This is a genomic window from Enterobacter sp. V89_11, assembly GCF_029967775.1.
Taxonomy (GTDB): Bacteria; Pseudomonadota; Gammaproteobacteria; order Enterobacterales; family Enterobacteriaceae; genus Enterobacter; species Enterobacter ludwigii.
On sequence record NZ_JASCAN010000023.1, the window covers coordinates 90,439 to 116,306 of the forward strand.

22 protein-coding genes and 2 pseudogenes are annotated in these 25,868 nt (G+C 53.7%); 10 read left to right on the plus strand and 14 right to left on the minus strand.

Annotated elements, in window-relative coordinates; all coding sequences use genetic code 11:
- The first annotated feature begins 50 nt into the window (after positions 1 to 50).
- Complete coding sequence (locus QLG09_RS16590) at positions 51 to 1,241, plus strand: cytochrome c biogenesis protein/redoxin (protein ID WP_063435114.1); 1,191 nt, start codon at positions 51 to 53, stop codon at positions 1,239 to 1,241.
- Positions 1,242 to 1,247: 6 nt separating this feature from the next.
- Here QLG09_RS16590 and tam read toward each other — a convergent pair whose 3' ends face one another.
- Both tam and QLG09_RS16600 read right to left on the minus strand, forming a co-directional pair.
- Positions 1,248 to 2,006 carry a trans-aconitate 2-methyltransferase gene (gene tam / locus QLG09_RS16595; protein WP_282489104.1) on the minus strand — a complete coding sequence of 253 codons (759 nt, stop codon included), beginning with the start codon at positions 2,004 to 2,006 and terminating at the stop codon, positions 1,248 to 1,250.
- 82 nt (positions 2,007 to 2,088) lie between these two features.
- On the minus strand, positions 2,089 to 2,673 hold the full coding sequence (locus QLG09_RS16600; protein WP_014170069.1) for an NUDIX domain-containing protein: 585 nt from the start codon (positions 2,671 to 2,673) through the stop codon (positions 2,089 to 2,091).
- A gap of 86 nt (positions 2,674 to 2,759) precedes the next feature.
- On the opposite strand from QLG09_RS16600, the gene QLG09_RS16605 reads away from it, so the two are divergent.
- The gene (locus QLG09_RS16605; RefSeq protein ID WP_020884137.1) at positions 2,760 to 3,533 is read left to right on the plus strand and encodes a DeoR/GlpR family DNA-binding transcription regulator; all 774 of its coding nucleotides are present in this window, start codon (positions 2,760 to 2,762) and stop codon (positions 3,531 to 3,533) included.
- A 60-nt stretch (positions 3,534 to 3,593) separates the two neighbouring features.
- Here the strand turns inward: QLG09_RS16605 and QLG09_RS16610 are convergent, their stop codons facing one another.
- Positions 3,594 to 3,956, minus strand: a complete 363-nt coding sequence (locus tag QLG09_RS16610; RefSeq protein ID WP_020884136.1) for a DUF4406 domain-containing protein — start codon at positions 3,954 to 3,956, stop codon at positions 3,594 to 3,596.
- 224 nt (positions 3,957 to 4,180) lie between these two features.
- Between QLG09_RS16610 and QLG09_RS16615 the strand changes: the two genes are divergently transcribed.
- Positions 4,181 to 5,800, plus strand: coding sequence for a mechanosensitive ion channel domain-containing protein (locus tag QLG09_RS16615; RefSeq protein ID WP_049022562.1), 1,620 nt, complete (start codon positions 4,181 to 4,183; stop codon positions 5,798 to 5,800).
- Between the two features lie 292 nt (positions 5,801 to 6,092).
- The gene (locus QLG09_RS16620) at positions 6,093 to 6,677 is read left to right on the plus strand and encodes a hypothetical protein (RefSeq protein ID WP_049022561.1); all 585 of its coding nucleotides are present in this window, start codon (positions 6,093 to 6,095) and stop codon (positions 6,675 to 6,677) included.
- A gap of 49 nt (positions 6,678 to 6,726) precedes the next feature.
- Here QLG09_RS16620 and QLG09_RS16625 read toward each other — a convergent pair.
- A pseudogene (locus tag QLG09_RS16625) lies at positions 6,727 to 6,816 on the minus strand (LysR family transcriptional regulator); the annotation flags it as partial.
- Position 6,817: 1 nt separating this feature from the next.
- Between QLG09_RS16625 and QLG09_RS16630 the strand changes: the two are divergent.
- Both QLG09_RS16630 and QLG09_RS16635 read left to right on the plus strand, forming a co-directional pair.
- Positions 6,818 to 7,333: pseudogene (locus QLG09_RS16630) on the plus strand (putative quinol monooxygenase); the annotation flags it as partial.
- Positions 7,334 to 7,410: 77 nt separating this feature from the next.
- Complete coding sequence (locus QLG09_RS16635; RefSeq protein ID WP_282489106.1) at positions 7,411 to 8,613, plus strand: serine hydrolase domain-containing protein; 1,203 nt, start codon at positions 7,411 to 7,413, stop codon at positions 8,611 to 8,613.
- A 155-nt stretch (positions 8,614 to 8,768) separates the two neighbouring features.
- On the opposite strand, the gene QLG09_RS16640 is transcribed toward QLG09_RS16635, so the two are convergent.
- From QLG09_RS16640 to QLG09_RS16660, 5 genes are all read right to left on the minus strand, one after another.
- Entirely contained in the window at positions 8,769 to 9,080 is a 312-nt protein-coding gene (locus QLG09_RS16640; protein WP_049022559.1) for a hypothetical protein, read from the minus strand.
- Between the two features lie 221 nt (positions 9,081 to 9,301).
- Entirely contained in the window at positions 9,302 to 12,436 is a 3,135-nt protein-coding gene (gene silA / locus QLG09_RS16645; protein ID WP_282489107.1) for a Cu(+)/Ag(+) efflux RND transporter permease subunit SilA, read from the minus strand.
- A 10-nt stretch (positions 12,437 to 12,446) separates the two neighbouring features.
- Positions 12,447 to 13,697: an efflux RND transporter periplasmic adaptor subunit gene (locus tag QLG09_RS16650; RefSeq protein WP_282489108.1), complete on the minus strand. Its 1,251-nt coding sequence runs from the start codon at positions 13,695 to 13,697 to the stop codon at positions 12,447 to 12,449.
- 11 nt (positions 13,698 to 13,708) lie between these two features.
- Positions 13,709 to 14,050 (minus strand): cation efflux system protein CusF, encoded by a 342-nt coding sequence (cusF, locus tag QLG09_RS16655; RefSeq protein ID WP_014170083.1) that lies wholly within the window; start codon positions 14,048 to 14,050, stop codon positions 13,709 to 13,711.
- Between the two features lie 33 nt (positions 14,051 to 14,083).
- The gene (locus QLG09_RS16660) at positions 14,084 to 15,469 is read right to left on the minus strand and encodes an efflux transporter outer membrane subunit (protein WP_282489109.1); all 1,386 of its coding nucleotides are present in this window, start codon (positions 15,467 to 15,469) and stop codon (positions 14,084 to 14,086) included.
- Positions 15,470 to 15,659: 190 nt separating this feature from the next.
- On the opposite strand from QLG09_RS16660, the gene silR reads away from it, so the two are divergent.
- Complete coding sequence (gene silR, locus QLG09_RS16665; RefSeq protein WP_032670366.1) at positions 15,660 to 16,343, plus strand: copper/silver response regulator transcription factor SilR; 684 nt, start codon at positions 15,660 to 15,662, stop codon at positions 16,341 to 16,343.
- Positions 16,333 to 17,793, plus strand: a complete 1,461-nt coding sequence (locus QLG09_RS16670; protein WP_282489110.1) for a Cu(+)/Ag(+) sensor histidine kinase — start codon at positions 16,333 to 16,335, stop codon at positions 17,791 to 17,793. Before silR ends, QLG09_RS16670 begins: the two co-directional genes overlap by 11 nt.
- Here QLG09_RS16670 and QLG09_RS16675 read toward each other — a convergent pair.
- A complete protein-coding gene (locus QLG09_RS16675) occupies positions 17,780 to 18,703 on the minus strand; it encodes a LysR family transcriptional regulator (protein WP_282489111.1) in 924 nt (307 codons plus the stop codon). The two genes, QLG09_RS16670 and QLG09_RS16675, sit on opposite strands and share 14 nt — an antisense overlap.
- Positions 18,704 to 18,819: 116 nt before the next feature.
- On the opposite strand from QLG09_RS16675, the gene QLG09_RS16680 reads away from it, so the two are divergent.
- Complete coding sequence (locus tag QLG09_RS16680; RefSeq protein ID WP_138013850.1) at positions 18,820 to 20,229, plus strand: MFS transporter; 1,410 nt, start codon at positions 18,820 to 18,822, stop codon at positions 20,227 to 20,229.
- Positions 20,230 to 20,264: 35 nt separating this feature from the next.
- Here the strand turns inward: QLG09_RS16680 and QLG09_RS16685 are convergent, their stop codons facing one another.
- From QLG09_RS16685 to QLG09_RS16695, 3 genes are read right to left on the minus strand one after another with little or no spacing between them, the layout of a single operon-like run.
- Positions 20,265 to 21,260: a DUF2891 domain-containing protein gene (locus QLG09_RS16685; RefSeq protein ID WP_182268588.1), complete on the minus strand. Its 996-nt coding sequence runs from the start codon at positions 21,258 to 21,260 to the stop codon at positions 20,265 to 20,267.
- A 26-nt stretch (positions 21,261 to 21,286) separates the two neighbouring features.
- The gene (locus tag QLG09_RS16690; RefSeq protein WP_014170090.1) at positions 21,287 to 22,273 is read right to left on the minus strand and encodes a DUF979 domain-containing protein; all 987 of its coding nucleotides are present in this window, start codon (positions 22,271 to 22,273) and stop codon (positions 21,287 to 21,289) included.
- The gene (locus QLG09_RS16695) at positions 22,270 to 22,992 is read right to left on the minus strand and encodes a DUF969 domain-containing protein (protein ID WP_282489112.1); all 723 of its coding nucleotides are present in this window, start codon (positions 22,990 to 22,992) and stop codon (positions 22,270 to 22,272) included. The genes QLG09_RS16690 and QLG09_RS16695 overlap by 4 nt, the downstream gene beginning before the upstream one ends.
- A gap of 244 nt (positions 22,993 to 23,236) precedes the next feature.
- Between QLG09_RS16695 and QLG09_RS16700 the strand changes: the two genes are divergently transcribed.
- On the plus strand, positions 23,237 to 23,785 hold the full coding sequence (locus QLG09_RS16700; RefSeq protein ID WP_047744670.1) for a winged helix DNA-binding protein: 549 nt from the start codon (positions 23,237 to 23,239) through the stop codon (positions 23,783 to 23,785).
- Here the strand turns inward: QLG09_RS16700 and glgX are convergent, their stop codons facing one another.
- Positions 23,786 to 25,861: a glycogen debranching protein GlgX gene (glgX, locus tag QLG09_RS16705; RefSeq protein ID WP_032680984.1), complete on the minus strand. Its 2,076-nt coding sequence runs from the start codon at positions 25,859 to 25,861 to the stop codon at positions 23,786 to 23,788.
- Positions 25,862 to 25,868 lie beyond the last annotated feature (7 nt).

Genomic DNA, 25,868 nt, shown 5'->3' on the forward strand with positions numbered 1-25,868 from the left:
TGAAATACCCTCACTGCAGCGTCGCAGGCCATCTGTAATGTGAGGTTTTTATGTTTTTGATAATCGCGTTTCTGGGCGGGATGATAAGCCTGCTCAGTCCATGTACGCTCCCGGTAATACCTCTTCTGTTTGCCGGTTTTCAGGGGCAGCGAAGACATATCCTGGCTCTGCTGGCAGGGATGATCGTGATGTTTACCGTGGTGGCGATGGTTGTCACGGTTGCCAGCGAATGGATCACGGATGCCACGATAATAGGGCGCTGGCTGGCACTCATTATTCTGGCTACAGCCGCGCTGGCCTTGATTTTCCCGTCCTTCGCCCAGCGCATAGCCGGGCCTGCGGTTAGCGCGGGCAATATCCTCAATACCCGCAGCGGACAAACGCGCGGAATGTTTTCCGCTTTCCTGGCCGGACTTGCCGTCGGTCTGCTCTGGTCTCCCTGTGCCGGACCGATCCTCGGGGCTATTTTCAGTATCAATATTGCGGGTCATTCGGCCATCACCACCGGCGCGCTGCTAGCGGCGTATGGCAGCGGATGTGCGCTTATGCTGGGCCTGCTTATGGCCGGTGGTCGGAAACTGATGGCACCGCTGCGGGCCAAATCAGCGCTGATGGAAAGGTTGCGCAAGGGGGCGGGCGTGGTGATGTTAGCGGCTGTGGCGTTCAACGCCACGGGGATGAACTCGGTGCTGAAAGGTGCAAATGGGGTGGCAGACCGTCTTGAAACCACGCTGTTAACCCTGGCGAAGCCCGCCACTGCGCCAGTAAAACTGCAGCCGGTCGCAATGACCGAACCCAGCAGTCAGTTGCCTTCGTTAAGTGGCGGAACCGGATGGGTTAATGGTGACCCTGTCACGTCTGAATCTTTGCGGGGTAAAGTCGTCCTGATTGATTTCTGGACCTGGGACTGCATCAACTGCCAGCATACGCTCCCGCATGTCCGCGACTGGGCCACACGATATCAGTCCCAGGGTCTGGTGGTCATCGGCGTGCATACGCCTGAATATCCGTGGGAAAAACCGCTCTCGTCGGTGAAAAACGCGGTGAACAAATGGCAACTGCCGTATCGGGTCGTGACGGATAATAACTACCAGATCTGGAATGCCTTCGGGAACCAGTACTGGCCGGCACATTACTATTTCGATGCCAAAGGGCAGTTACGTTATACCTCTTTTGGCGAAGGTAACTATGAAGAACAGGAAAAAGTTATCCAGCAGCTGCTTAAAGAGGCCCGCTCATAACGTTGCTCAGGGCTGACTTTGAGCAATGATAAACAACCGTGGAAAAGCCAGCAGTATCTGCCCGTTTTCCTGGAGCGGATACTGCTCTTCCAGCATTTCATGGTAGCGCTTGAGAAAACGTTTCTGCTCGCTCTCATTAAGCTCCTGCAGCCACGGACGTAAACCGGTCGCGCTTACCCAGTCAATGATGGCCTGGTGTGAGCTCATTTTATGGAAATAGGTTGTCCGCCAGATATCCACTTCACAACCGGCGTCTGTCAGAATGTCGTAATAGGCATGCACGCCGGGCAAGGCTTCACGACCCCGATCGGGATAGCCTTGTTCCCAGGCAACTTCACGCATCGCCACATGAGTAGGCTCAAGCCAGTTGTCAGGCATCTGAATGGCCAGTACGCCATTTAACGTGAGCAGAGAGACCAGGTGCGGCAGGAGATCGTAGTGGTCGGGCACCCACTGCAACGAGGCATTGGCGTAAATCAGGCTCAGCGGCTGGCCGGGCTTAAACTGGCGGATATCGGCCTCAACAAAGTGGCAATCCGGTAAGGCGCTGCGGGCTTCGTCGAGCATCGCAGGTGAGTTATCGACCCCTGTGACGTGCGCTGAAGGCCAGCGATGTTTTAACAGCGCCGTACTGTTTCCAGGCCCGCAGCCCAGATCGACGATGGATGACACGTCATCCAGGGGAATTCTGGCGAGCAATTCAGCGGCGGGCCGCGTACGTTCGGCTCCGTATCGCAGGTACAGGGAAGGGTTCCAGTCAGCCATCTTTGCATCTCCGTTGTGCATGCTTCAGCAAGAATAGCACACGCAGACACCTGCACTGCGGCAGGTGTCTGTCCTGCGGCAATTACAGAATGCCTTTCAGGGCAACATGATAAAGCAGCATGATGGTTTTCCCGTCGACAATCCTGCCCGTTTCAATGCCGCGCAGTGCCTCTTCAAGCGTCATTTCCAGTACGTCGATATCCTCACCCTCCGCTTTGAGTCCACCGCCTTCACTGGTTCTGTCTTTCGGCTGGTATTCGGCGAGATAAAAATAGAGTTTTTCAGTGACGGAGCCCGGGCTCATGTAAGCTTCAAAAATTTTCTCAACGCGGGAAACGCTATAGCCGGTCTCTTCTTCCGCTTCTGCTTTAATCCGGCTTTCCGGATCCATGTTATCGAGCAAGCCCGCAGCAGCTTCAATAAGGTCATCTTCGTGCCCGTTAATAAAGACAGGGAAGCGGAACTGGCGGGTCAGGATCACCGTCTTTTTATCCCGGTTATAAAGCAGGATGGTGGCTCCGTTTCCCCGGTCGTAAACTTCGCGATTTTGCCGCTGCCATTCGCCATCGCGTCGCTGCAGATCAAAGGTAAATTTTTTCAGGATGTACCAGTTATCAGACAGTGTTTCACTTTCTATGATGCGTACATCTGCACGTTTTGATTGCACGTTTGTTCCTCCTTACGTAGAGTAATTATCATAAACAGCATTGTCGTGCAGTTTCAAGATTAAACGTGCAATATCAGGAATTCCTTATGCTCACAACGCAGCGAAAACAATTGATCCTTGAAAAGCTCGAGGCTGAAGGTCAGGTCCAGTCGAAAGCGCTCAGCACGCTCTTCGCGGTGTCTGAAGACACCATTCGGCGCGATTTACGCGAGCTGGCGGCAGAAGGGCGTTTACAGCGTGTTCACGGCGGGGCGCTGCCGTCATCCTCGGCCATTGCCCCGTTTGCTGAGCGTAAATCGGTAAAGATGGATGCCAAGAAAAATGTCGCCCGTAAAGGTGCGCAGCTGATTTCTGACGGCCAGGTGGTGATCATTGACGGTGGCACGACCACGTCAGAGCTGATTACGTTTCTGCCTCCTGATTTGAAGATAACCGTGGTCACGCACAGCCCAGGCATTGCGCTGGGACTTGTCGAACATCCCTCCATTGAGGTTATCCTGATCGGTGGCCGTCTGTATAAACACTCTATTGTTGCGGTCGGCGCGGCTGCTATCGAAGGCATCGAAAAAATCCATGCGGACCTGTTCTTTATGGGAGTGACTGGCATCCATCCTGATGCGGGCCTGACGACCGGTGATTTTGAAGAGGCGAGTATCAAACGCGCATTTTCCGGCAGAGCCGCCGAAACGGTTGTGCTGGCTTCCCCCGAAAAAATCAATACCGCGTCATCTTTTGTGATTGGCGATCTGTCGCTGGTGAACACGATTGTCGTTGAAGACGATACCGATAGCGCCTGGATTAACGCGGTAAAAGAAAAGGGGGTTTCCGTGGTGATGACCTCTGAACCGGAAAAGGCATAACCCACGCGAAAAGCCTTTATGATCCGGCCTGTCGGTAAGCCGACAGGCTGGCAGGCAACATCAAACCTGAGGGATATCCTCAAGCGCAGTGTAAATCTTAAGCCCCAGCGTTTGCGCCACCTCAATGTCCATATCGGCCCCTTTGGACGCGCCGGCAATCCGGTAGATAGCATCACATTTCGCAATGAGTCGGTGCGCGACGGGATACAGCATTGCTTCACTGATTTCATCACCCATCGATTTCGAGCCAGCCGCTTTTGCCAACGGTAAGGCCAGCCATTCGCCAATAACCGGAACGTGGCCACGTTGATAGACGGCTAACGCCGCATTTTCAAGACGAGCAAGGTTTTCATCAATGCGCGCCTGCACGCCATCGGTGCCGCTACGATAGGGGCCGGCGATTAAAATCAACTGTTGTGTCATATCAACCTCAGTAAGTAAAAATGCATGAGTTTGCACGTTTGTGCGTCTTTTTTTCTGGCTTCATATTAGTCGCCAATTTCGTGCAATTTCAAGCAATATTGTGCATTATTGTTTTTTTAAGACAGTTGCAGAAGAGTCGAGCTGGTCTATGCTCAAAAAGCAGAGATCAGCCATTCTCTGGGCGTATTGAAAAATAACAATAATCTTGCGTTTCAGGGGGGGGAATGAAGAGGATCCTGCTCGTTACATTGTCATGCTTGCTCTCGGTAATCTCCTTTCTCAGCGTAGCCGCAGAGCCGCGCCAGGAGCCGACAGATCGGGAGCGCGCCAGAACGGTTTATATTTTCCATCAGCCGATTGTTATGCTGCAGGCAAAATTCGGTCTGACCACGCCTGAAGAGCGAGTTTTGCGCATTCGTAATACGCTGCGCAATTTCTCTCAACAGGATGTTCGGGAGCCCCTGAAAATTATTCCGGTTACCCGTTACAACCAACCGGGAAGACTGATTGTGATGAACGGCAAGCCGGTGATGTTACTGGCACAAGCCGATCTCGATGAGGGTGACGACCTGACGCTTGATGAAGCTGCTCAACGTGTGCTGACCCGAATGGAGGCACAACGTACGGCGCTTCGCGATCAATATGACGCCGGGTGGTTGGCATTATCGGCAGGCAAAACGGCCGCAGGGCTGCTGGCACTGTTTGTTTTCTGGTACGGTGCCTGGCGGTCATGGCGTGGAGTAAGGCGTTTTTATCGAGGCCGCATTCTTGAGAACCGCAGTATCATTCCACAAAGCTGGCGCAGGTTTGTCGGCGCGATTGAGACTCGTTTGTATGCTTTGCTGATGATTATTCTGGGTATTCTCGGGCTTTATATCTGGCTAAGTTGGGCATTCAGTCTGTTTCCCTGGACGCGCGTTTGGGGGGCATCGCTGGGTGACTGGACCATGCGTGTTCTGCGGGATATCGCACTGTCCATTGTCTCGGCTATGCCGGGCATTTTGATCGTCCTGATTATTTTTCTTATCACAGCCTTCATTCTAAAACTCCTTAAAGTCTTGTTAAATCAGGTAGAAGCAGGGCGTTTACACCTTCCCGGGATCCATCCTGAAACCGTCGGCGCGACGCGGAAGTTAATTTCTGTAGTGGTGTGGTTATTTGCTCTGTCCGCGGCATACCCGTTTTTACCCGGGGCCAATTCACTGGCCTTTAAAGGTATCAGTGTGTTCTTTGGTCTAATGTTGACCCTGGGGTCTGCCGGGGTGATGAACCATGCCATGAGTGGCCTGGTACTGATTTACTCGCGAGCCTTGAGAAAAGGCGACATCATTCGGGTCGCGGATAACGAAGGGTTGGTCACCGAGATAGGTATGCTCGCGACGAAAATCATTACGCGGGAGAATTACGTTGTAACCGTACCGAATGCTGTCGTAGTTAGCGGCAAAATCACTAATCTCAGCGCGCAAAATCCAGATGGTGGCGTGAACCTGACGACAGGTGTCACTATCGGATACGACACGCCATGGCGGCAAGTTCATGCCATGCTGGAGATTGCCGCCAGACGGGCGAAATGTATCGATCAGTCACAACAGCCGCTGGTAAGACAATTGAGTTTGATGGACTGGTATATTGCTTATGAACTTCAGGTGAAGCTGCGTGCCGGGCAATCACTGGCGGAGGCCCGCAATGAACTGCACAGCAATATTCAGGATGTTTTTAACGAGTTTAATGTACAAATCATGTCGCCAAACTTTGTGATGCAACCAGAAGGCGCGGTCGTCGTGACGGAAGATAACTGGTATGCTGCGCCGGCAGAGAAGCCAGAGAATAAACAGCGTGAGTGAAGATGACTATGCAGGTTTAGAGGATTCGGAGCAGATAAGGTGCATTAGAGGCTGTCAAACACCAGAACAAGGATGACCACAAAAAGCCAGATTCTGCCTTAATCCATGCAAGTGCGCATAATGTATATTATGTTAAATTGACTATTATGATCCATTCATGGGCAACACTCATTATGCAATCCTACCCTTTTCTAATTCCAGGCCATCCTGGCTGACCACAGGATATTGGCTCAACGTTTTAACACTGCTATCATCGAAATCATAAATTAAGCCTTAAGCCTAGAGTATTCAAATGCTTAAAGAGCTATCCCGTCGTCTACAACACTGTAACGACATAGCGGTACGTATAAACAATGCCAACGATTCGCAGCTGCAAGAACTGAAAACGCAGTTGGTCCAGCAGATGGGTAAGCCCGTGGGGCTACATACTATGGGTATCCCTGCGGCAATCAGCACCCTCGGGGTGATTGTCAGTTTTGCTATTCCGCAGCTATGGTTGGGCTACGGCGTATTCGCCGCACTCAATCAGCCGGCAGAAAAGGTATTTGTGTGGGTAGTGCTGATTGCCCTTCTGTTCGCCGGCATCAACGGTCTGACGATGTTTATGATGGGTAAAGGCAGTATTCGCGCCGTGCGGGTACATCTTTCTCTGGCATTCATAAGCCTTCTGCTGACGGTCGTTTATCTGATTGCGGCTCTGAGCGGCACCATCTGGCCAGGCGTCAATTTAACAGCCGCACTGGTGAGTGTTGTCATGTTGCTGCTCAGCGGTTTCTGTATACGATCTCCTTCCTTCTATAAGATGCTGCTATTTACCCTTCATAACCGCGCCTGGCGCCAGCAAATCCGCCAGACACGCAATAACATGCAGCGTTAAACACATTCCCGCCACTACTGGCGGGACTTCGCCCTGTGCCTGCGCAACCTTATCGCTCGGTCGCGGAGATCAGAAAATCAATCAGGGCTTTCACCCTTTTCGTTTTCCCCGCGTTTTTCGGGTAATAGAGATACACTGGCGACAATGCGCGTCAGGCATATATGGTTGAGCTTTATGCAAGCGAGTTGGCCTACCGCAAACATCTGGATGCCGCTCCATACAAAGCGTTTGATGCTCAAGCTCCTGATATGATTGATCGGAAGCTGAAAATCACACTGGTGCCGCAATTTACAGGGGACAAACACATCATACCCGATGAGCGGACCATCAATAATCTGGTGGTAGTCGAGGTGAAGCCGGAATATCAGACCGAATTCAAAAACATTGTCCTTCCTGAAATGGCTCAGTCGCTCAACATAGAAAAAGGCGTGCTTGCCATGTATGCCGCGACAGACGTAGATGATCCCCACCGCTGGTATTTCTATGAGATTTACGCCAGTGAGGAAGATTATCAACTCCACAGACAGACGCCGCACTTTAGGGATTATCTAAAGCAAACGGCGCACATGAGTACCCGTAAAACGTCTATTCCTGTCAAACCACTATTTCTGCGTAATAAAGGCGGGATAACCGCAGAAATCGCCCCTGGCGGCTAAAGCGTAGAAAAATGGCGTTTACGCAGGCCAGGTGTGATACATTCCGGGCGCTCTAATGACCACCACACATGACAGGTATGCAGAACATAACTCAACATTTTCGCTGGCTTCTGCTTGTTATCCCGTCACTGAGCGGTTGTGGCACCCTCTCGCAAATGTCCTCCCCGGCAGGAACACAGGAACTCCTCACCCATAAATCGCTGGACGGCGACGTTGATAGCGTGGTCCGTCACTATATGGCGCAAAAATCCGTTCCCGGGATGACGGTTGCGGTGATCCATAATTACGGTTCTCCGCAGTTTTACAGTTGGGGCGTAACCGATGTGGCCAATCGCTACCCGATCGGGTCCAATACCTTGTTTGCCCTCGGTTCGCTCAGCAAAGGGATTACGGCGGAAGTGGTGGCTTGTCTGGTGAACGAAGGAAGGCTGAGTTGGGACGATAACCTGGCGACATTGCTGCCACCGGGTACGCCCTTAAGCGCAGATGCACAAAAAATTACTCTACTGGAACTGGTGACCCACACCTCTGGCCTGCCCCGTCAGAATATGGATGTTCCGATGCTGGGAAAATTCATCAGCTATTTAAGCAGTGGCGATAACTTTTATGGCGAACTGGATAGCGATAACGTATTGCGCTATTTAGCCAACTGGCATGCACCGCAGCATAAAATGCCGCAATACTCTAATACCGGCTATGCCCTGATTGGCTATATCCTGAAACACAAAACCGGCGAAGATATTCAGAGTTTAGCCTCGCGCTATATTTTTCAACCGCTGCAAATGGCTAACAGTAGTTTTACTCCCCAGACGTTAAAGGGATACTCACAGCGTGCGCTTGGTCATGCTGGCGATCAGCCCAAATTCATCACGCGCGGGCAGCTGACACCCGACTGGCATTTTTCCAACAACATGGTAGCGGCAGCGAGTTTATATAGTAACGCCGAAGATCTGGCCGCGTATGCCCGCTATCACGTGGCGACAACCGACAATCGCTTATTGGATAGCGTCTTTGCTGAAGTCAGTAATACCGATATTCAACGCGCCGATGGTGTACAGGGTATTGCCTGGACCACCGACTTTATCGGTCTGGAAAAAATTACTTATCAGGTAGGCTATATTGGCGGCTACTCAAGCTTTATCGGTTTCGATAAACAAAAAGGCAATGCGGTAGTCGTGCTTCAAAATGCATTTAACTGGAGTAACTATATTGGTATCGCACTATTAATGGATATGGCGAAAAACGATAGCCAGAGAGAAGAACATTCTCGCGCGCTGTAAGCTCGCCTGGTCATGCCTGCAAACCAACTGCAGCGCTTCTCCGTATCGGCATGATACTGCTCAGCGGTGGCTGCATCTTTAGAAGAACTTCTAAAAGATGCTGAAAACGCCCCTCACTCGAGGGGCGTATAGCCGTGACATCCACCACGCGCCAGTTAATTCGCCTGATTCATACGGCGATGTTTCTCTGCCTGTTGCTGGTGAATAACAGAAGACTGCCCATTGTTCGCCGTTTCATGCACAACGGCGGCCTTCTCATGCTCATTCATCGCAGAGAAAGACTTTGCCGATTCGGGAGTAGTATTACAGGGGCCAGCTTTGAGCATTTTCTTGTGCATCTCAGCCATGGTTTGATGCGCAGTTGCCTGAGCGTTATTAACCTGGTCGTGCATGTTGATCGTTTCTGCTGCCCAGCCAGATGAGGTGACAGCCATAATGGTGACAATGGATAACAGGATCTTTTTCATGGTCGAATCTCCTAAGTTTACATGCTCTGCAATATCGCTGAATGAAAAGTCAGAGATAAATGCATCGGCGTCTGAATTATCATTGATTATAAAAACCGACCTCTGTTTATCCCGTGACGGGCTGATGACATTTCTGTCACTGGGCCATACGGGGAATAACCCCCTGCCCCATACGCATAAAAAAGGACACTCCAGCGTGTCCTTTTAATATCGTCGCGCGTTTATTTATGTCTTCGCAGCCAGATTAATTTGTAGGCGGCCGGAATAATGAACAGGGATAACAGCGGAGCCGTAATCATTCCTCCAATCATCGGCGCGGCTATCCGGCTCATGACTTCTGAGCCCGCACCGGTTCCCCAGAGGATGGGCAACAGACCGGCAATGATAACCGCCACGGTCATCGCTTTCGGTCTCACGCGGAGTACCGCCCCCTGATAAAGGGCTTCATCGAGCCCTTCCGCGGTAAAGGTTTCCCGCTGGGCAAGCGCCGGATGGGCTTCAATGGCATGACGCAAATACATCAGCATCACCACGCCAAACTCTGCTGCCACCCCGGCCAGGGCAATAAAGCCGGTTCCGGTCGCCACGGACATATGGAAGCCCTGCCAGTACAGGAACCAAATTCCGCCGACAAGTGCGAATGGCAGACTCATCAGAATAAGCAGTGCCTCATCAACACGACGGAATGCCAGATATAACAAAATGAATATGATCATTACCGTCATTGGCACCATCAGTTTCAGTTTTTTATTGGCGTGCTCCAGCAATTCAAACTGTCCGGAGAAAGAGACACTGGTGCCCGGTCTTAATTTTACGTGCTGGCTGATAGCGGTTTTAATGTCGTTTACAACCGACACCATATCCCTGCCACGAGCATCAATATAAATCCAGCTGGCAGGACGGGCATTTTCCGTTTTCAGCATGGTAGGTCCGGAAACGACACGAATATCAGCGACATCGCCCAGGGTAATTTGCTGTTTCATGGGCGTCAGAATGGGCATCTGTTTCAGTGCCTGTGGGCTGTTTCGGTAATCCTGAGGGTAGCGGATATTGATCGGGTAACGGGCTACGCCCTCAACCGTCTCGCCGGTTGTTGCGCCACCGATGGCTGATGAGACAAACAGCTGCACATCACCCACCGTCATTCCGTATCGGGATGCTTTCTCGCGGTTGATATCCACGTCGATGTAGCGTCCGCCTTCCAGACGTTCTGCCAGTGCTGAAACCACGCCCGGCACGGTTTTGGCCACCGCTTCGATACGTTGTGCCGTGACATCAATATCAGACAAAACGGTGCCAGACACCTTGATACCGATTGGGCTTTTAATGCCGGTGGAGAGCATATCTATACGGTTACGGATCGGCGGTACCCAGAGGTTAGCCAGGCCGGGCAAACGCACGGTCTTATCCAGTTCATCAACGATCTTGTCAATCGTCATTCCTGGTCGCCACTGATCTTCAGGTTTAAGCTGAAGGGTGGTTTCGACCATTTCCAGTGGCGCGGAGTCGGTCGCCGTTTCGGCCTTACCGGTCTTACCAAATACGGAGGCCACTTCAGGGACGGTTTTGATTAATTTGTCTGTCGTCTGCAAGAGCGCGGCAGCCTCTGCCGGCGATACGCCAGGTAACGTTGAAGGCATGTACAGCAGATCGCCCTCATTGATCTTTGGCAGAAATTCCCCCCCGACCTGACTCAGCGGCCATATGACCGTAAAAATAGTTAACGCCGCAACCAGCAAGGTCGTTTTCGGCCAGTGGAGCACGCGAAGCAATAACGGGTGATAGGCATTAATCAGCAGTCGGTTCAGCGGGTTGCTGGTCTCCGCGGGGATTTTCCCTCTGATCCAGAACCCCATCAGTATAGGAATGACGATGATCGCCAGCGCGGCCGCGCCCGCCATGGCATACGTCTTCGTGAAGGCCAGCGGCCCAAACAGGTGCCCTTCCTGTCCCTCAAGCGTGAAAATGGGGATGAACGACAAGGTGATGATCAGCAGGCTGATAAACAGCGCCGGGCCCACTTCAACGGACGCATCGGTAATGACCTTCCAGCGGGTTGCGTTGTCTATCTGCTCCTCAGGGTGTTGATGATCCCACTCTTCCAGCCGTTTATGCGCATTTTCAATCATCACAATGGCGGCATCCACCATCGCCCCCACGGCAATGGCAATCCCGCCCAGAGACATAATATTGGCGTTTAGCCCCTGGAAATGCATGACGATAAAGGCAATGCACAGGCCAAGCGGCAGAGAAACGATCGCCACCAGCGCAGAGCGGATATGCCAGAGGAACAGCGCACAGACGATGGCCACCACGATAAACTCTTCAAGGAGTTTGTTACTCAGGTTATCAATGGCGCGGTCAATTAACTGGCTGCGATCGTAGGTGGTCACCACCTCGACACCCTCTGGCAGGCTGGCTTTCAGCGTCTCCAGTTTGTCTTTCACTGCGGTAATAACTTCACGTGCGTTTTTCCCCGAGCGCAGGATCACGACGCCACCAGCAACTTCGCCCTGGCCGTTAAGTTCTGCAATGCCACGCCGCATTTCCGGGCCCGTTTGCACGCGGGCCACATCGCGCAGATAAACCGGCACGCCGTTCTCGCCCGTTTTCAGGACGATATTATTGAAATCATCAATGGACTGAAGGTAACCGCTGGCGCGGACCATGTACTCCGCTTCCGCCATTTCAATGGATGATCCCCCTGCTTCCTGGTTAGATGATTCGAGAGCCTGTTTAACGTCGGGCAGCGTGACACCGTACTGCGCCAGCTTCAACGGGTTAACCTGAATCTGATACTGCTTAACCACGCCGCCTACTGACGCAACCTCCGCGACGTTAGGGATGGTTTTCAGTTCGAATTTCAGGAACCAGTCCTGAAGGGAACGCAGTTCTGCAAGATCGTGTTTTCCACTGTGATCCACCAGGGCATATTCAAATATCCAGCCGACACCGGTGGCATCTGGTCCTATTTCTGAGCTTACACCGGCAGGCAATTTGCCCTGAACCTGGTTCAGGTATTCCAGAACGCGCGAGCGAGCCCAGTAGAGGTCAGTACCGTCTTCAAAAATGACGTAAACATAGGAGTCACCAAACTGGGAAAAACCACGCACGGTCTTTGCGCCGGGTACCGACAGCATGGTTGTCGTGAGCGGATACGTGACCTGATTTTCAACAATCTGCGGAGCCTGACCGGGATAGCTGGTTTTAATGATCACCTGCACATCAGACAGATCGGGCAATGCATCCACAGGGGTATTGATGATAGTCCATGTTCCCCAGACGCTGAGAAACAAAGCGCCCATCATCACCAGGAAACGGTTGGCGACGGAGCGCCGGATAATCCATTCAATCATCATCGTCTCCTTAATGGCCCGAATGCGCGTCGTGAGTTTTTTCAGGATGACGCATGCGCTCCAGCGCACCGCTAATATTGGCTTCGGAGTCAATCAGGAACAGACCGCTGACCACGACAGAATCGCCTTCGTTCAGTCCGCTGCCAATCGCGGACTGTTGCTGAGATTCATGCAGAACATGAATGTTTTTTGGCACAAAACGCCCTTCCGCATCGACCACAATCACCCGCTGTTCTTTGCCCGTATCAATCACGGCCTGGGATGGGATCAGCAGCATCTCCTGGCTCCTGGCGTTCAGTTTCAGGTAGGCGTTCATGCCGGGTTTCAGGCTTTCGTCTTGGTTGGAGACCTGCAGACGGACCTGCAGCGTGCGGGTAGTTTGATCCACGCTGGGGAGAATGTTCCATTTTTCAACGGCAAACGATTTATCCGGGTACGCGGGCACTGAAATTTCAAATTGCGAGCTGTCTTTGAGAAGATACGCAATGGATTCCGGCACGGCCGCACTGATCCAGACCGGATCCATCCCCTGAATTTGTGCCACCACATTATCTTTGGTAATGTTCATGCCCGCGCGCAGGTTAAACGCCGTAATCACGCCATCTATAGGGGCCTTGATAGTAAAACGGGTCTGGATACTCCGGGTCGCACGCAGTCGTTGAACATCCTCTTCCGGCATGCCGGCAAGACGTAGTCGCTCCAGAACACCTTTTATCTGGGTTGGGGTTCCGCCGGTATCCGATAACAACAGGAACTCGCTTTGCGCTTCTACCCATTCCGGAATGGTGATATCGATAAGCGGCGTCCCTTTTTTAACATGATCGCCCACGGTCAGTGGGTACACTCTCTCAACGAAACCCTCAGAACGCGCCTGCACAATGACAAACTGATATTCGTTATAACTGACGTTGGCCGGTATGGTCTGGGCGTAATTCAGCGCTCCCCGCGTCACTTTCTGCGTTTTGAGTCCCAGGTTCTGAACCTGCGTCGGGTCAATACGAATACCCTCACTGCTTTTTTCGTCATTTTCATCGGCATATTTCGGCACCAGATCCATATCCATAAACGGAGACTTGCCGGGTTTATCAAACCGGGTATCCGGCTTCATCGGGTCATACCAGAAAAGAACTTTTCTCTCCGTCGTGGTCTGTTCTGTTTTTTCTGCGGGATGCACCGACTGCCAGGCGATAACTGAAATCAGCCCTCCTGCAATAAGGCTGCCGAGGATGACGGCAGCAAACTTTATTCTTAAAGAGGCCATGCTTTTTCTCGCTATTTAATGCTCTTGAGTAAAGAGATATTGCCCTGCTGAACAAACGTAAAATTAACGTGGCTGCCGGCTTTTAAGGCGAGAATAGTTTCGTCTGCCTGGACAAAGGTGAAACGCATGGTCATGGCGGGCCAACCAATCGCTGGAATAGCATCGTGCGCGATAGTGATTTTTTTAGTGCTCAGATCAACCGCTTTCACCACGCCGGTTCCCGCGATGACCTGCTCTGGCGTGGCTTGTGCTGCTGTGCTCATCTCCCCGTGCTGATGTGTTTCAGCATGCAGGCCTGCAGAAAATATAACGGAGAGTGCGCCCAGTACGACCGCGTTAAATAAACTGTTCATTTTTTGATTTCCTGATGGAGTAATTAAAAGAAATTACTCAACCCAACCGCCGCCCAGCGCGGTGAATAAGTTAATTTCATTCACCTGTCGGGAATAGATAAGGTCGAGAATGGTTTGTTGTGTTGCAAAAAGAGAACGTTCGGCATCAAGCACTTCAATGTAACTGACCGCGCCACTGGAATATAAACCTCTGGCTCGCTGCAGGGTGATATGTAGCGAATCAAGATAACGCTGCTGGGCGTCGAGTTGCTGACTGATGCTGTCCCGCAATGCGAGCGCGTCGGCGACCTGTTTAAAAGCCGCCTGAATTTTTTGTTCGTAATTGACGATTGACTGCTGCTGGCGAATTTCAGCCAGTTTGAGGTTGGCTTTATTCCTTCCGGCATTAAAAACAGGAATGTCAATTTTCGGAATAAAATTCCACATCCCGCTTCCTGCGGTGAAGAGGCTGGATAATTCCGTACTGCTTGCTGAAAGCCCGCTGGTTAGCGTAATGGACGGGAAAAAGGCGGCGCGCGCCGCGCCAATATTGGCATCAGCCGCTTTCAGTTGATACTCCGCTTCCATAATGTCCGGGCGCTGAAGCAATATTTCTGACGGCAGACGAGGCGGCAGTTTGACGGGTGTAATCTCATCGACGCCGCCTCCTTTCTCTGCCGGCAGCGCGCGATAGGTTCCCAGAACCTGCTGCAGGGCATTATTGGCCTGAGCCAGCTCGCCTTCTCTTTTCGCTATTTCTGCACGGGTACTTTCAATCTGCCCCCGGGCCTGTTCAAGTGCCAGAACGTTGGTGCTGCCCGTTACCAGCTGTTGTTCAACAAAAGCCCAGGATTGTTGATAGTTCTTTAGCGTATCGCGGGCAATACGACGTTGTTTGTAGGCCAGTTGCTGGCTGAAATAGCTCTGCGACACGCTGGAGACAAGCAGGATATGCACGGCACGGCGAGCCTCCTCGCTGGCAAAATAGTTCTGTCTGTCAGCATCACTCATATTCCTGAGTTTGCCGAAGAAATCGAGTTCGTAACTGAGGTTCAACCCTGCGTCGTACTGCTGTGTGGTCGGCTTGTCCGTTTTCAGCCCACCGCTGTAGGTTACACCTGACGAGGCATTCACCTGCGGATACCTGTCGGCATCCGTCACGTTGAACTGCGCACGCGCCTCTTCAACCTTGAGGGCGGCCATTTTTAAATCACGGTTGTTATTCAGGGCTTCGGCGATCAGTGCTGCGACCTGAGGATCGGTAAAAAAGCTACGCCATCCGCTGTTGTGATACCCCGCCACCACCGGCGTGAGGCTATTTCGGGATAAAGAGAACTGCTGCGGAACCGGTGCTGGCGGACGCGCATATTCTGGTGCCAGCGAGACGCAGCCTGCCAGGAAAAATATTGTGCTAATGCTAAGTCGTTTTAATGTGCACATCACGCTTCTCGTCCAGGCAGACCTGGTAAATGTTTCAAATGAAGTCCAGAGTATTACCAGGGTTACTCTACAGAGTGCTTCCTGTTTGCCTGGTGACAGGATAATGACAATGTTGTCATTCTTAACGTAAGTCATTGATAACGGTTTGAGGCTCTCTAGAATGTCCAGAGCAGCCAGTCAGGGGAGTAAGATGAAAATACTGATCGTTGAAGACGAGATAAAAACCGGGGAGTACCTCAGCAAGGGGCTGACTGAGGCGGGGTTTGTGGTGGACCACGCTGACAATGGCCTGACCGGATATCATCTCGCCATGACCGCCGAGTATGACCTCCTGATTCTGGATATCATGCTTCCCGACGTGAACGGCTGGGATATCATCCGCATGCTACGTTCCGCCGGGAAGGGAATGCCGGTTCTGTTACTCTCAGCCCTTGGCACTATTGAACACCGGGTGAAGGGTCTTGAACTGGGCGCGGATGATTACCTGATCAAACCCTTTGCCTTTGCGGAGCTTCTCGCCCGCGTCAGGACGCTTCTGCGACGGGGCAATACGGTGATCACGGAAAGCCAGTTTCAGGTGGCTGATCTGATGATTGATCTCGTGTCCAGAAAGGTGAGCCGCGCGGGAAACCGCATCCTGCTGACCAGTAAAGAGTTCAGCCTGCTGGAGTTTTTTATGCGACACCAGGGGGAAGTGCTGCCCCGCTCCCTGATTGCATCCCAGGTCTGGGACATGAATTTTGACAGCGACACCAACGCGATTGATGTCGCCGTCAAACGGCTTCGCGCGAAAATAGACAATGATTATGAGCCGAAGTTGATCCAGACGGTCCGCGGCGTGGGGTACATGCTGGAGGCACCGGATGCGCGTTAAATTACCCAGACGCCCTTTTTCATTAGCCCTCAGGCTAACGTTTTTTATCAGCCTCTCCACGATACTGGCATTTTTCGCCTTCACCTGGTTTATGCTGCACTCCGTTGAAAAGCATTTTGCCGAGCAGGATATCAACGATCTGCAGCAAATCAGTACCGCGATGCACCGTATCCTGCAGTCCCCGGCAGATCCGGACGAGAAGAAAATCAGTAAAATCAAAGAGTCAATTGCCAGCTATCGTAACGTTGCGGTTCTGCTTCTCGACGCGCGTGGGGAGGTGTTGTTCAGTACGGCGCAGGGGTCAGCGTTACGCCCTGCCGTGAACACGGCGGCGTTCAGCACGCACAGTCGGGCACGGGATGTGTTTCTCTGGACGGTAGATGCCCCCACCCTGCAGCGTCATTCCGGCGCTGAGATGAAAAGTGACACGTACCGGATTATCGCCTCGTCAGGCACGGCAACGCTGCAGGGAAAAGCGCAGAATTACGTTATGCTGATCGGGCTTTCTATTAATTTCCATCTCCATTACCTCGATGCGCTGAAAAAGAACCTGATTGCGATTGCCGTGGTGATCAGCCTGCTGATTATTCTTATCATTCGAATCGCGGTCCGTCAGGGACACCTGCCGCTGCGTAACGTCAGCAATGCCATTAAAAATATCACCTCTGAAAATCTCGATGCGAGGCTGGAACCGTCACGCGTTCCGGTTGAACTGGAGCAACTGGTGATTTCGTTCAACCATATGATTGAAAAGATTGAAGATGTGTTCACCCGCCAGGCGAATTTTTCTGCCGATATCGCCCACGAAATCAGAACCCCCATCACCAATCTGGTGACCCAGACTGAAATCGCACTCAGCCAGAACCGGACGCCGAAAGAGCTGGAAGATATCCTCTACTCCAGCCTTGAAGAGTATAACCGGATGACCCGGATGGTCAGCGATATGCTGTTCCTGGCGCAGGCGGATAATAATCAGCTGATCCCGGACAGGGTGATGTTTGATTTAAGCGCGGAGGTCATTAAAGTCTTTGATTTCTTCGAGGCCTGGGCGGAAGAACGTCATATCACGTTGACGTTTCACGGGATGCCCTGCCTGATCGAAGGCGATCCGCAGATGTTCAGACGCGCAATCAACAACCTGTTATCCAATGCCCTGCGCTATACGCCGGAAGGCAAGACGGTAACCGTCTCAATCGCCGAACGGGAAAACGATTTTGAGCTGATGATTGCCAACCCCGGGAAACCTGTCCCGCAAGAACATCTACCCAGGCTGTTTGACCGTTTTTACCGGGTGGATCCTTCCAGGCAGCGAAAAGGCGAAGGCAGCGGGATTGGTCTTGCAATTGTGAAGTCAATTGTCACCGCGCATCATGGCAAAGTCCGCGTCGAATCGGATGCTCAGTCGACACGCTTTATCTTGTCCGTGCCTAAGCGGGTTACTCATCACTGAGTGGTTGCTGCACAGCCCGACACACGTCCAGCACTTTCTCTCTCAGCCAGCGGTGCCCCGGATCCCTTTCCATTCGCGGGTGCCACATCTGCGATACCGTAATGGTTCGGGTTTTAAACGGCAGTTCAAAAACATGCACACTCTGCGCCATCGGCTGGTTCAGCAGATACAATGCCGGAACCATAGCGATCAGATCGGACGCCAGCGCCACGGATAGCGCCGTCGGGAAACCGGGCACGACGCTGGCAATTTTGCGCTTCATCCCCACTTCTGCCAGCGCATCGTCGACAAAGCCGTGTAGCGACCCGTCGGGCGCGGCAACCACGTGGCCCCAGGAAACATAATCGTGAAGGCTGACCGTGGGTTGTGCCGCCAGCGGATGTCCCTTACGCACCGCGGCAATGAACCGATCCTGAAATAATCGCTGCAGGCGTATTTCAGGTCCCATGTTGCTCTGCACGCCAATTTCCAGGTCAACCAGCCCTTCCCGCAGATAGCGTGACGTTTTCTCGGGCTTCGGCGAGAACCGAATACACACATCGGGCGCAGCTTCGGCCACGGCGGCAATCAGCAATGGGCCAAATGCGACCACAAAACCATCATTGGCTCTGATGGTGAACAGCCGCTCGAGGTTTTCCACCTTCAGCGTTTCAGTGGAGGGCTGCAATACGGCTCTTGCCTCATACACGGCCCCTCTGGCTCGCTCCCGGGTGGCCTCGGCCCAGGGCGTCAGCACCATATTACGCCCTGCCCGCACCAGGATAGGGTCGCCGGTCACCTCTCGCAGCCGGCTCAGAGTACGGCTCATGGCTGACGTACTCAGGTTTAAACGCCGCGCCGCGCCCGCCACGCTGGCTTCGGCCAGCAGAACGTCGAGGGCGACAAGTAAATTAAAATCCGGATCGGACATGATGCATCCTCAGATAAGGCGTTGTATGCAACTGAACAGTGCAACTGCTGCGTCTTCCGCCTTGTATATCCCATGATTATAGTTTCGTCATCAACATTCTTTCCGGAGTTACGACGATGACGCTATTTTCAAACCAGCCCGGCGACGAAGGATTGCCCGGCCATGAACGCGCCCGGGTGATGGCCGCGGTAATGACCACCACGCTGATGGGCGTTTTTGATGGCACCATGATCAACATCGCCTTGCCTTCGATGGCCAGCGCGATGCAGGTGCCCGCGAATGTAGCCGTCTGGTTCGCCAATGGGTATCTGTTGTCCGCGGCCATGACTCTGGCCATCTTCGCTGCCCTGGCGGCCCGCGTTGGCTACCGCCCGGTGTTTCTGACCGGACTTGCCGTCTTTACACTCACCTCGCTCGGCTGCGCGCTGGCCCGCACCCCGGACATGCTGATCGGGATGCGGATTTTGCAGGGGATTGGCGGGGCGGCCACACTGAGTATTGCCCCGGCGATACTGCGCGCCGTCTTCCCCGGTCGACTGCTTGGCCGCATTCTGGGACTGCACGCCCTGCTTATAGCCTCCAGCACGGCCATTGCACCCGTACTGGGCGGGACGATCCTGGACGTACTGCGCTGGCAGTGGTTATTCGCCATTAACCTTGTTCCCGGAACGATTGCCCTGCTGTTGGCCTGGAAGGCCTTACCACGACAGCCGGCTTTAGATCCTTCTCCGTTCGATGCCCCGGGGGCACTGCTCTCCGCGGTCCTGTTGGGGGCAATGATCATGACGGCCAACAGTTTCCAGCGTGCTTCGCACCACATCAGCCACGAGGCTATCAGCTGGGCGCTGCTCGCCACGATTAGCGCCATCACCTTTGTCTGGCATATTCGCCGCGCCCGAAGCCCCATACTGCCTCCCGTTATTTTTCACAACGGACGCTTTACGCTCGCCGCGCTCACGTCGCTGGCCTCGTTTGTGAGCCAAGGCATCACCTTTATCGCCCTGCCGTTCCTGTTTCAGAGCGTATATGGCTACAGTCCGGTGGTCTCCGCGCTGCTGTTCACACCCTGGCCGATAGGTATCGTACTGATTGCGCCGCATGCGGGCCGCTGGGCAGACACAATTTCAGCCCCGCTAATATCTACCCTCGGGCTTATCGTGTTTGTGGTGGGATTGATCCTGCTCGCGACACTGCCCGCCAGCCCTTCCGCTTGGAATATATGCCTGCGAAGCCTGGTGTGCGGGATCGGTTTTGGTTGTTTCCAGAGTCCCAATAACCGGGAAATGCTCTCTAACGTGGTACGGGAGTATGCCAGCTACGCATCCGGTGTACTGGCTATCGTGCGGACGTTTGGACAATGCCTGGGGGCTGCCGTGGTCGGCGTTCTGCTGGCCACAACGCAGAATCAGCCGGCTTTTGACGATCGGGCCGTTCATTATGCACTGTGGATTGCGGTCATTGCTTCAGCGGTTTCTGTCGTGTTTAGCGTGAGCCGGCTGCGCGCCACGCGTCAGGCTACGGCATAAACACGGTGCAGCGCACTACGCGCTGCACCTGTGATTTACTCCAGCGCCAGCAGCGCAAAACTCGCCAGCCAGTGTCCGCCGCTGTAGTGGCTTCCCACCACATGCTCGACGCTTGCCGCCAGATGTCGGTTGACTGCCTCGCGCAGCGCCTGTTGTCCCGGATGGTTATCCGGCAACGCGCGGGCAATATGCTTCATGCACCAGGCGCGGCTGAGGTTTAACCCATCCAGATGGGCAATTTTCGGGTCGGTACGATCGCTCACTTCTGCCGGGTGCATCAGGGCCGAAACAGACCCCACATCAGGAAGAAAGGCGTCAAACCACGTCGGGAAATGCTCCGCCACCTTACTCATCAACAGCGCTTCCGTCAGCGCGCCGGAAATATACTCATCACCACCCGGTTCATAGTGGGCCGGGTAATGCGTGTCAGCCAGATAAAAGCGCGTCGCCGCCGTCAGAATAGCCTGTTCAAGGGCGTTATCCTGCACTTCACGGGCGTAATCAATCCCCAGCGCCAGGGCAAAAGCGGTGTTGTAATGCGTACCGACACGGATCGGATAGGTGAGCTTGCTGAGGTAATCCACCAGTCTGTCGCGAATGTCCTGCGTTAACGGCTGCAGTGTCTGATACCAGCTGGCGGCCTGAGGTAACGCGGACTGCTTCAGCTCCTGCGTCAGCGCCAGAAGCCAGCCGTAGCCATAAGGGCGCTCGAACGAGGCGCGAAACGGTGCCTTGAAATAGGCCAGCTCTTTCGCCACCTTCTCCTGCGTGATGTGTTCATCAAACAGGGCGACAATTTCATCCCGGCACGACAGTTCAGGGTAAAGCCGCACGCAGCGCAGCAGCAGCCAGTAGCCGTGCACCGCCGAGTGCCAGTCGAAGCAGCCATAAAAAATGGGGTGCAGTTCGCGGGGTGGCAGGACATCACCATCATCATTAAGCAGGTGCATAATGTGGTTCGGATATTCCTGGCGTAAATAGGTCAAAGGCATGCGGGCAAACGCGTCGGCCTGGTGTTGCGTTAATTCCATATCAGCTCCTTAGATCGTTGCCGCGCTTAGCGAAAAACGAGGAAATACATTAAGAACACGTTGACCACCAGCAGGGTTAACGCCGTTGGGATCTGGATCTTGATCACCTGGTACTTATCTTTAAGCTCCAGCAGCGCGGCCGGAACGATATTAAAGTTGGCCGCCATCGGCGTCATCAGCGTGCCGCAATAGCCCGCGTACATGCCAATCGCCAGCAGCGGTGCCGGGTTACCATGGTGAACGTTAATCAGAAACGGCAAGGCGATACCGGCGCTGAGCACCGGGAATGCCGCGAAGGCGTTGCCCATGATCATGGTGAAAAGCGCCATGCCCACGCAGTAAATCACCACCAGCATGAACCGGCTGTCGGGGTTCACAAACAGGCTTACGACCTTCTGGACTGACTCGCCGGTGTTCGCCACCACAAACACCCCGCCCAGCATGGCCAGCATCTGTGGCAATATCACCGCCCAGCCAATGGTGTCGACCAGGCGTCGGGACTGGCGAATAGCCTGCAATGGCGTGCCTTTTGTCAGCCACCAGCCGGTCAGGATCGCCGCCACACAGGCGACACACAGTGCCGCCAGCGTGAGCTGTTTCTGGTCAAGAAGGAATACGCCCCCTATCGACACCCCTTTCAGGAATAATGTCCCGATCACCGTAACCACCGGGATCATCAGCGCAGGCAGGAACAACCAGTTTTTCAGCCGCGTTGACGAGGCTTCGCGCTCGGCATCGGTAGCCATTTTATAATGCCCCTTCCCGACCAGACCAAAGCCCGCCAGCAGAGCAATCACAATGACGCAGCCGCCGATAATTCGATAAGCAAGGGATTTTCCCAGCTCCTGCACCATCAGGTCGCCAAACAGGAAGATCCCGCCGAACAGGAACCAGAACAGCGCGGTGGTAAAACGTTTAGGATTCGCGCGATCGCGCAGGGTCATCACGACCAGCAGCATCACGACAAAGCCGATCAGGTAATACACGCGGTTAATGGTGATCAGGGTCATCATGGCGCGATCTCCTGTGTACCCTGCTCAGCGCGCCAGGACATAACGTCACGACGGATGCTGGCATCCAGACGCAACAGGCGCGTCATATGAATAATCAATGCCGCGATGGCGGTCGGAATGGCCCACAGGCCGATATGCAACGGTTCAATGCCCTGTATCCCATTCTCTTTCAGGAAAGCGTCTATCAGCAGCACCGCGCCAAACGCGATAAAAATATCTTCGCCAAAGAAAACCGCAATGTTGTCGCACGCCGCGGCATGCGCTTTGATCTTGTCCCGGATATGTTGCGGCAGTTCGCCATACTCATTGAGCGCTGCGCCTTCGGCCATCGGTGCCAGCAGCGGACGAACCGTCTGAGCATGCCCACCCAGCGACATCAATCCCAGCGCGGCCGTCCCTTCACGCGCCACAAAATAGAGCATCAGAATACGTGCCGAGGTGGCGCTGGCAATCTTTGCCACCCACGCCTGCGCCCGCTCTTTCAACCCGTAATATTCCAGCAGGCCAATAACCGGCAGGATCAGAATAAAGGTCGCCAGGGAACGACTGTTGACGAACTTCTCGCCAAAGGTCTCCAGCAACATCCCAAAATCCATGCCAATCAGCAGTCCGGTAGCCAGCCCCGCCACCACAACCACCAGTAGCGGGTTGAAACGCAGAGCAAAACCAATAACCACCACCGGTATACCGATGAGCGGCAACAGTGTCGAACCGTCCATAAACGTTTACCCTATCCAAAGTGAGCGTTGCGCGCCGGCGGCTATTTTTTTAATACTTCGCATCATGGCGAAGCGGGATGCAGTGCGGCGCGCGATGTTGTGTTTTGCGTCAGGCTCCGCAGAACCTGCACTAAAAAGCTATATCTGAACCACAAAAACATGTAAACAATTTATCAATAAAATGTTCTTATTTTATCGATGAGTTTACATTTCCGGGCCAACGTCACCCCCCGTAAGGAACGTTATGACTGCAAAGAAGAGTGCTGGATCATCAAATCACGACGATATAACCGATGGCCGTATCGTGTCCTCTCGCCATCTGGTATCGGAACGTTGCGCGGAATTATCAGAGCTGGAGTACGCGTTGATCATGACCAGCAACGCGTTTAACAAATGGATGGTGCGCTGCATGACCGCCGCCGGTGAGCCAGATATGGGCGCTTTTGATGTCTCGCTTCTGCATCACGTGAACCACCGCGATCGCAAGAAAAAGCTGGCCGACATCTGTTTTGTCCTGAACGTGGAAGATACCCATGTGGTGACGTATGCACTGAAGAAGCTGGTCAAGGCGGGCTACGTGACGAGTGAAAAAGCCGGAAAAGAGCTCTATTTCTCAACGACGAAGGAAGGGAAAGCGCTATGCATGAAATACCGCGACGTGCGGGAAGCGTGTCTGATCAATATCCATGCGGAGAGCGGGATTTCCGGAGCGTCTATTGGTGACACCGCCCAGCTGCTCCGGACCATATCTTCCCTGTATGACACCGCCGCGCGGGCGGCGGCATCACTGTAGTTAAGGGCGTCTGAAAAGCGAAATACTTCGTCCGGCCAGATGGTATTCCACGGCTTTGGTGATGACCGTCCCGGGGACAACGTCATCCGCCGTGGAGAGTTCCAGTACCCAGCCTCCTTCGCCAAACTGGGGGATCTGGAACGGCACGGTGCCTTCAAACGGGTTAAACAGCATCAGCACATCGTGCCAGAGGCCCGGCTCCTGTCTGAGGTCCGGTCTGCTGATGGATACGCCGAGGGTTGAACCTTCATCCCACTGCTCATCCTGCTGCGGGCCGCCGCCGGCGTTAAACCAGCGGATCTCAAGTCCGTCGCGCCAGCTTTCTCGCCGCAGCAATGGCTGTTTCGCGCGAAGGGCAATCAGATGGCGGGTAAAGTCGCGCAGGGCGGTGTCGTTTTCCGATAACCCCTTCCAGTCGATCCAGGAGATCTCGCTGTCCTGGCAATACCCGTTATTGTTGCCCTTTTGCGTTCGGCCAAACTCGTCCCCGGCCAGCAGCATTGGCGTGCCGTGAGAGAACAACAGCGTGGTGAGGAAATTACGCTTCTGCCGCTCCCGGGTAGCGATAATATCCGGATTCTCTGTCGGCCCTTCCTCTCCGTAGTTATACGACCGGTTATCGTTATGTCCGTCGTTATTGTCTTCACCATTGTCGGCATTATGTTTTTCGTTGTAAGACACCAGGTCGTTCAACGTAAAGCCGTCGTGGGCGGTAATAAAGTTGATGCTGGCCCACGGACGGCGTCCGCGCAGGTCATACAAGTCACCGGAACCGAGCAGGCGCGCGGCGAAGTCGTTAGACACGTTATCGCCCTTCCAGTACTCACGTACGGTATCGCGGTATTTGTCGTTCCACTCCCCCCAGCCTGGCGGGAAGCCGCCGACCTGATAACCGCCGGGGCCGATATCCCAGGGCTCACCAATCAGCTTCAGACGGGATAACACCGGATCCTGCGTGACGGCATCGAAAAAGCCACCGCGCGGATCAAAGCCTTCGGGCTCACGGCCCAGAATTGTCCCGAGGTCGAAACGGAAACCGTCAATATGCATCGATTCGGCCCAGTAGCGCAGTGAATCCATCACCATCTGCAGCACTCTCGGGTGGGAGGTATTCACCGTATTCCCCGTGCCGGTGTCGTTAATGTAATACCGGTGTTGATCGGGTAAGGTGCGGTAATAGCTGAAGTTATCGATGCCCTTAAACGACAGCGTTGGGCCGAGCTCATTGCCTTCTGCCGTGTGGTTATAGACAACATCGAGGATCACCTCGATGCCTGCGTCATGATAGGCGCGCACCATATCGCGAAAACCCTGGATCCCCGCCGGACCGTAATAGCGTGACGCCGGTGCAAAGAAGCCGAGCGTGTTGTAGCCCCAGAAGTTTTTCAGCCCCCTGTCGAGCAGGTGTTGATCGTCCGGGAACCAGTGAACCGGAAGCAGTTCAACCGAGGTGATGCCAAGGCTTTTGATGTAATCGACCGAGGCTTTGTGTCCCATCCCTTCAAACGTACCGCGCAGTTCAGGCGGAATCGCCGGGTTAAGCTGGGTAAAGCCCTTCACGTGGCTCTCATACACAACGGTATTCGGCCACGGAATGGTTGGCCGGTTATCATCCTGCCAGTCAAAAGCATTGGGGTCGATGACCTTGCATTTTGGCGTGAACGGCGCGCTGTCGCGGGTATCAAAACTGAGGTCGAGATCGTCATGACCCAGCTCATAGCCGAAATGGGCGTCGTTCCAGTCGATATCGCCCACCAGTTCACGGGCATACGGATCGATAAGCAGTTTATTGGGGTTGAAGCGATGGCCGTTTTCCGGGTCATAGGGGCCGTAAACACGATAGCCGTACAGCGCGCCAGGCTTCAGGTCCGGCACATAGCCGTGCCACACTTCATGGGTATATTCCGGCAGCTCCAGCCGGGCGATTTCGGTTTTTCCTGAAGGGTCAAACAGACAGAGCTCAACTCGCTCCGCATGTGCTGAAAACAGCGCAAAGTTGACCCCCTTCCCGTCATAATTTGCGCCTTGCTGCTGGCCATGACCGGCCCGAATTTCAAACGTATTATCCTTTGGCATTTTTTGT

Excerpts from the sequence above, each read along its gene's own strand:
- QLG09_RS16650 (WP_282489108.1), bottom strand. The coding sequence starts at position 13,697 with ATGGCCTCTTTAAGAATAAAGTTTGCTGCCGTCATCCTCGGCAGCCTT.
- silR (WP_032670366.1), top strand. The coding sequence starts at position 15,660 with ATGAAAATACTGATCGTTGAAGACGAGATAAAAACCGGGGAGTACCTC.
- silA (WP_282489107.1), bottom strand. The coding sequence starts at position 12,436 with ATGATTGAATGGATTATCCGGCGCTCCGTCGCCAACCGTTTCCTGGTG.
- QLG09_RS16670 (WP_282489110.1), top strand. The coding sequence starts at position 16,333 with ATGCGCGTTAAATTACCCAGACGCCCTTTTTCATTAGCCCTCAGGCTA.
- QLG09_RS16660 (WP_282489109.1), bottom strand. The coding sequence starts at position 15,469 with ATGTGCACATTAAAACGACTTAGCATTAGCACAATATTTTTCCTGGCA.
- QLG09_RS16685 (WP_182268588.1), bottom strand. The coding sequence starts at position 21,260 with ATGGAATTAACGCAACACCAGGCCGACGCGTTTGCCCGCATGCCTTTG.
- QLG09_RS16635 (WP_282489106.1), top strand. The coding sequence starts at position 7,411 with ATGCAGAACATAACTCAACATTTTCGCTGGCTTCTGCTTGTTATCCCG.
- QLG09_RS16690 (WP_014170090.1), bottom strand. The coding sequence starts at position 22,273 with ATGATGACCCTGATCACCATTAACCGCGTGTATTACCTGATCGGCTTT.
- cusF (WP_014170083.1), bottom strand. The coding sequence starts at position 14,050 with ATGAACAGTTTATTTAACGCGGTCGTACTGGGCGCACTCTCCGTTATA.
- QLG09_RS16680 (WP_138013850.1), top strand. The coding sequence starts at position 18,820 with ATGACGCTATTTTCAAACCAGCCCGGCGACGAAGGATTGCCCGGCCAT.
- QLG09_RS16700 (WP_047744670.1), top strand. The coding sequence starts at position 23,237 with ATGACTGCAAAGAAGAGTGCTGGATCATCAAATCACGACGATATAACC.
- QLG09_RS16615 (WP_049022562.1), top strand. The coding sequence starts at position 4,181 with ATGAAGAGGATCCTGCTCGTTACATTGTCATGCTTGCTCTCGGTAATC.
- QLG09_RS16640 (WP_049022559.1), bottom strand. The coding sequence starts at position 9,080 with ATGAAAAAGATCCTGTTATCCATTGTCACCATTATGGCTGTCACCTCA.
- QLG09_RS16695 (WP_282489112.1), bottom strand. The coding sequence starts at position 22,992 with ATGGACGGTTCGACACTGTTGCCGCTCATCGGTATACCGGTGGTGGTT.
- QLG09_RS16610 (WP_020884136.1), bottom strand. The coding sequence starts at position 3,956 with ATGACACAACAGTTGATTTTAATCGCCGGCCCCTATCGTAGCGGCACC.
- QLG09_RS16605 (WP_020884137.1), top strand. The coding sequence starts at position 2,760 with ATGCTCACAACGCAGCGAAAACAATTGATCCTTGAAAAGCTCGAGGCT.
- QLG09_RS16620 (WP_049022561.1), top strand. The coding sequence starts at position 6,093 with ATGCTTAAAGAGCTATCCCGTCGTCTACAACACTGTAACGACATAGCG.
- tam (WP_282489104.1), bottom strand. The coding sequence starts at position 2,006 with ATGGCTGACTGGAACCCTTCCCTGTACCTGCGATACGGAGCCGAACGT.
- QLG09_RS16675 (WP_282489111.1), bottom strand. The coding sequence starts at position 18,703 with ATGTCCGATCCGGATTTTAATTTACTTGTCGCCCTCGACGTTCTGCTG.
- QLG09_RS16590 (WP_063435114.1), top strand. The coding sequence starts at position 51 with ATGTTTTTGATAATCGCGTTTCTGGGCGGGATGATAAGCCTGCTCAGT.
- glgX (WP_032680984.1), bottom strand. The coding sequence starts at position 25,861 with ATGCCAAAGGATAATACGTTTGAAATTCGGGCCGGTCATGGCCAGCAG.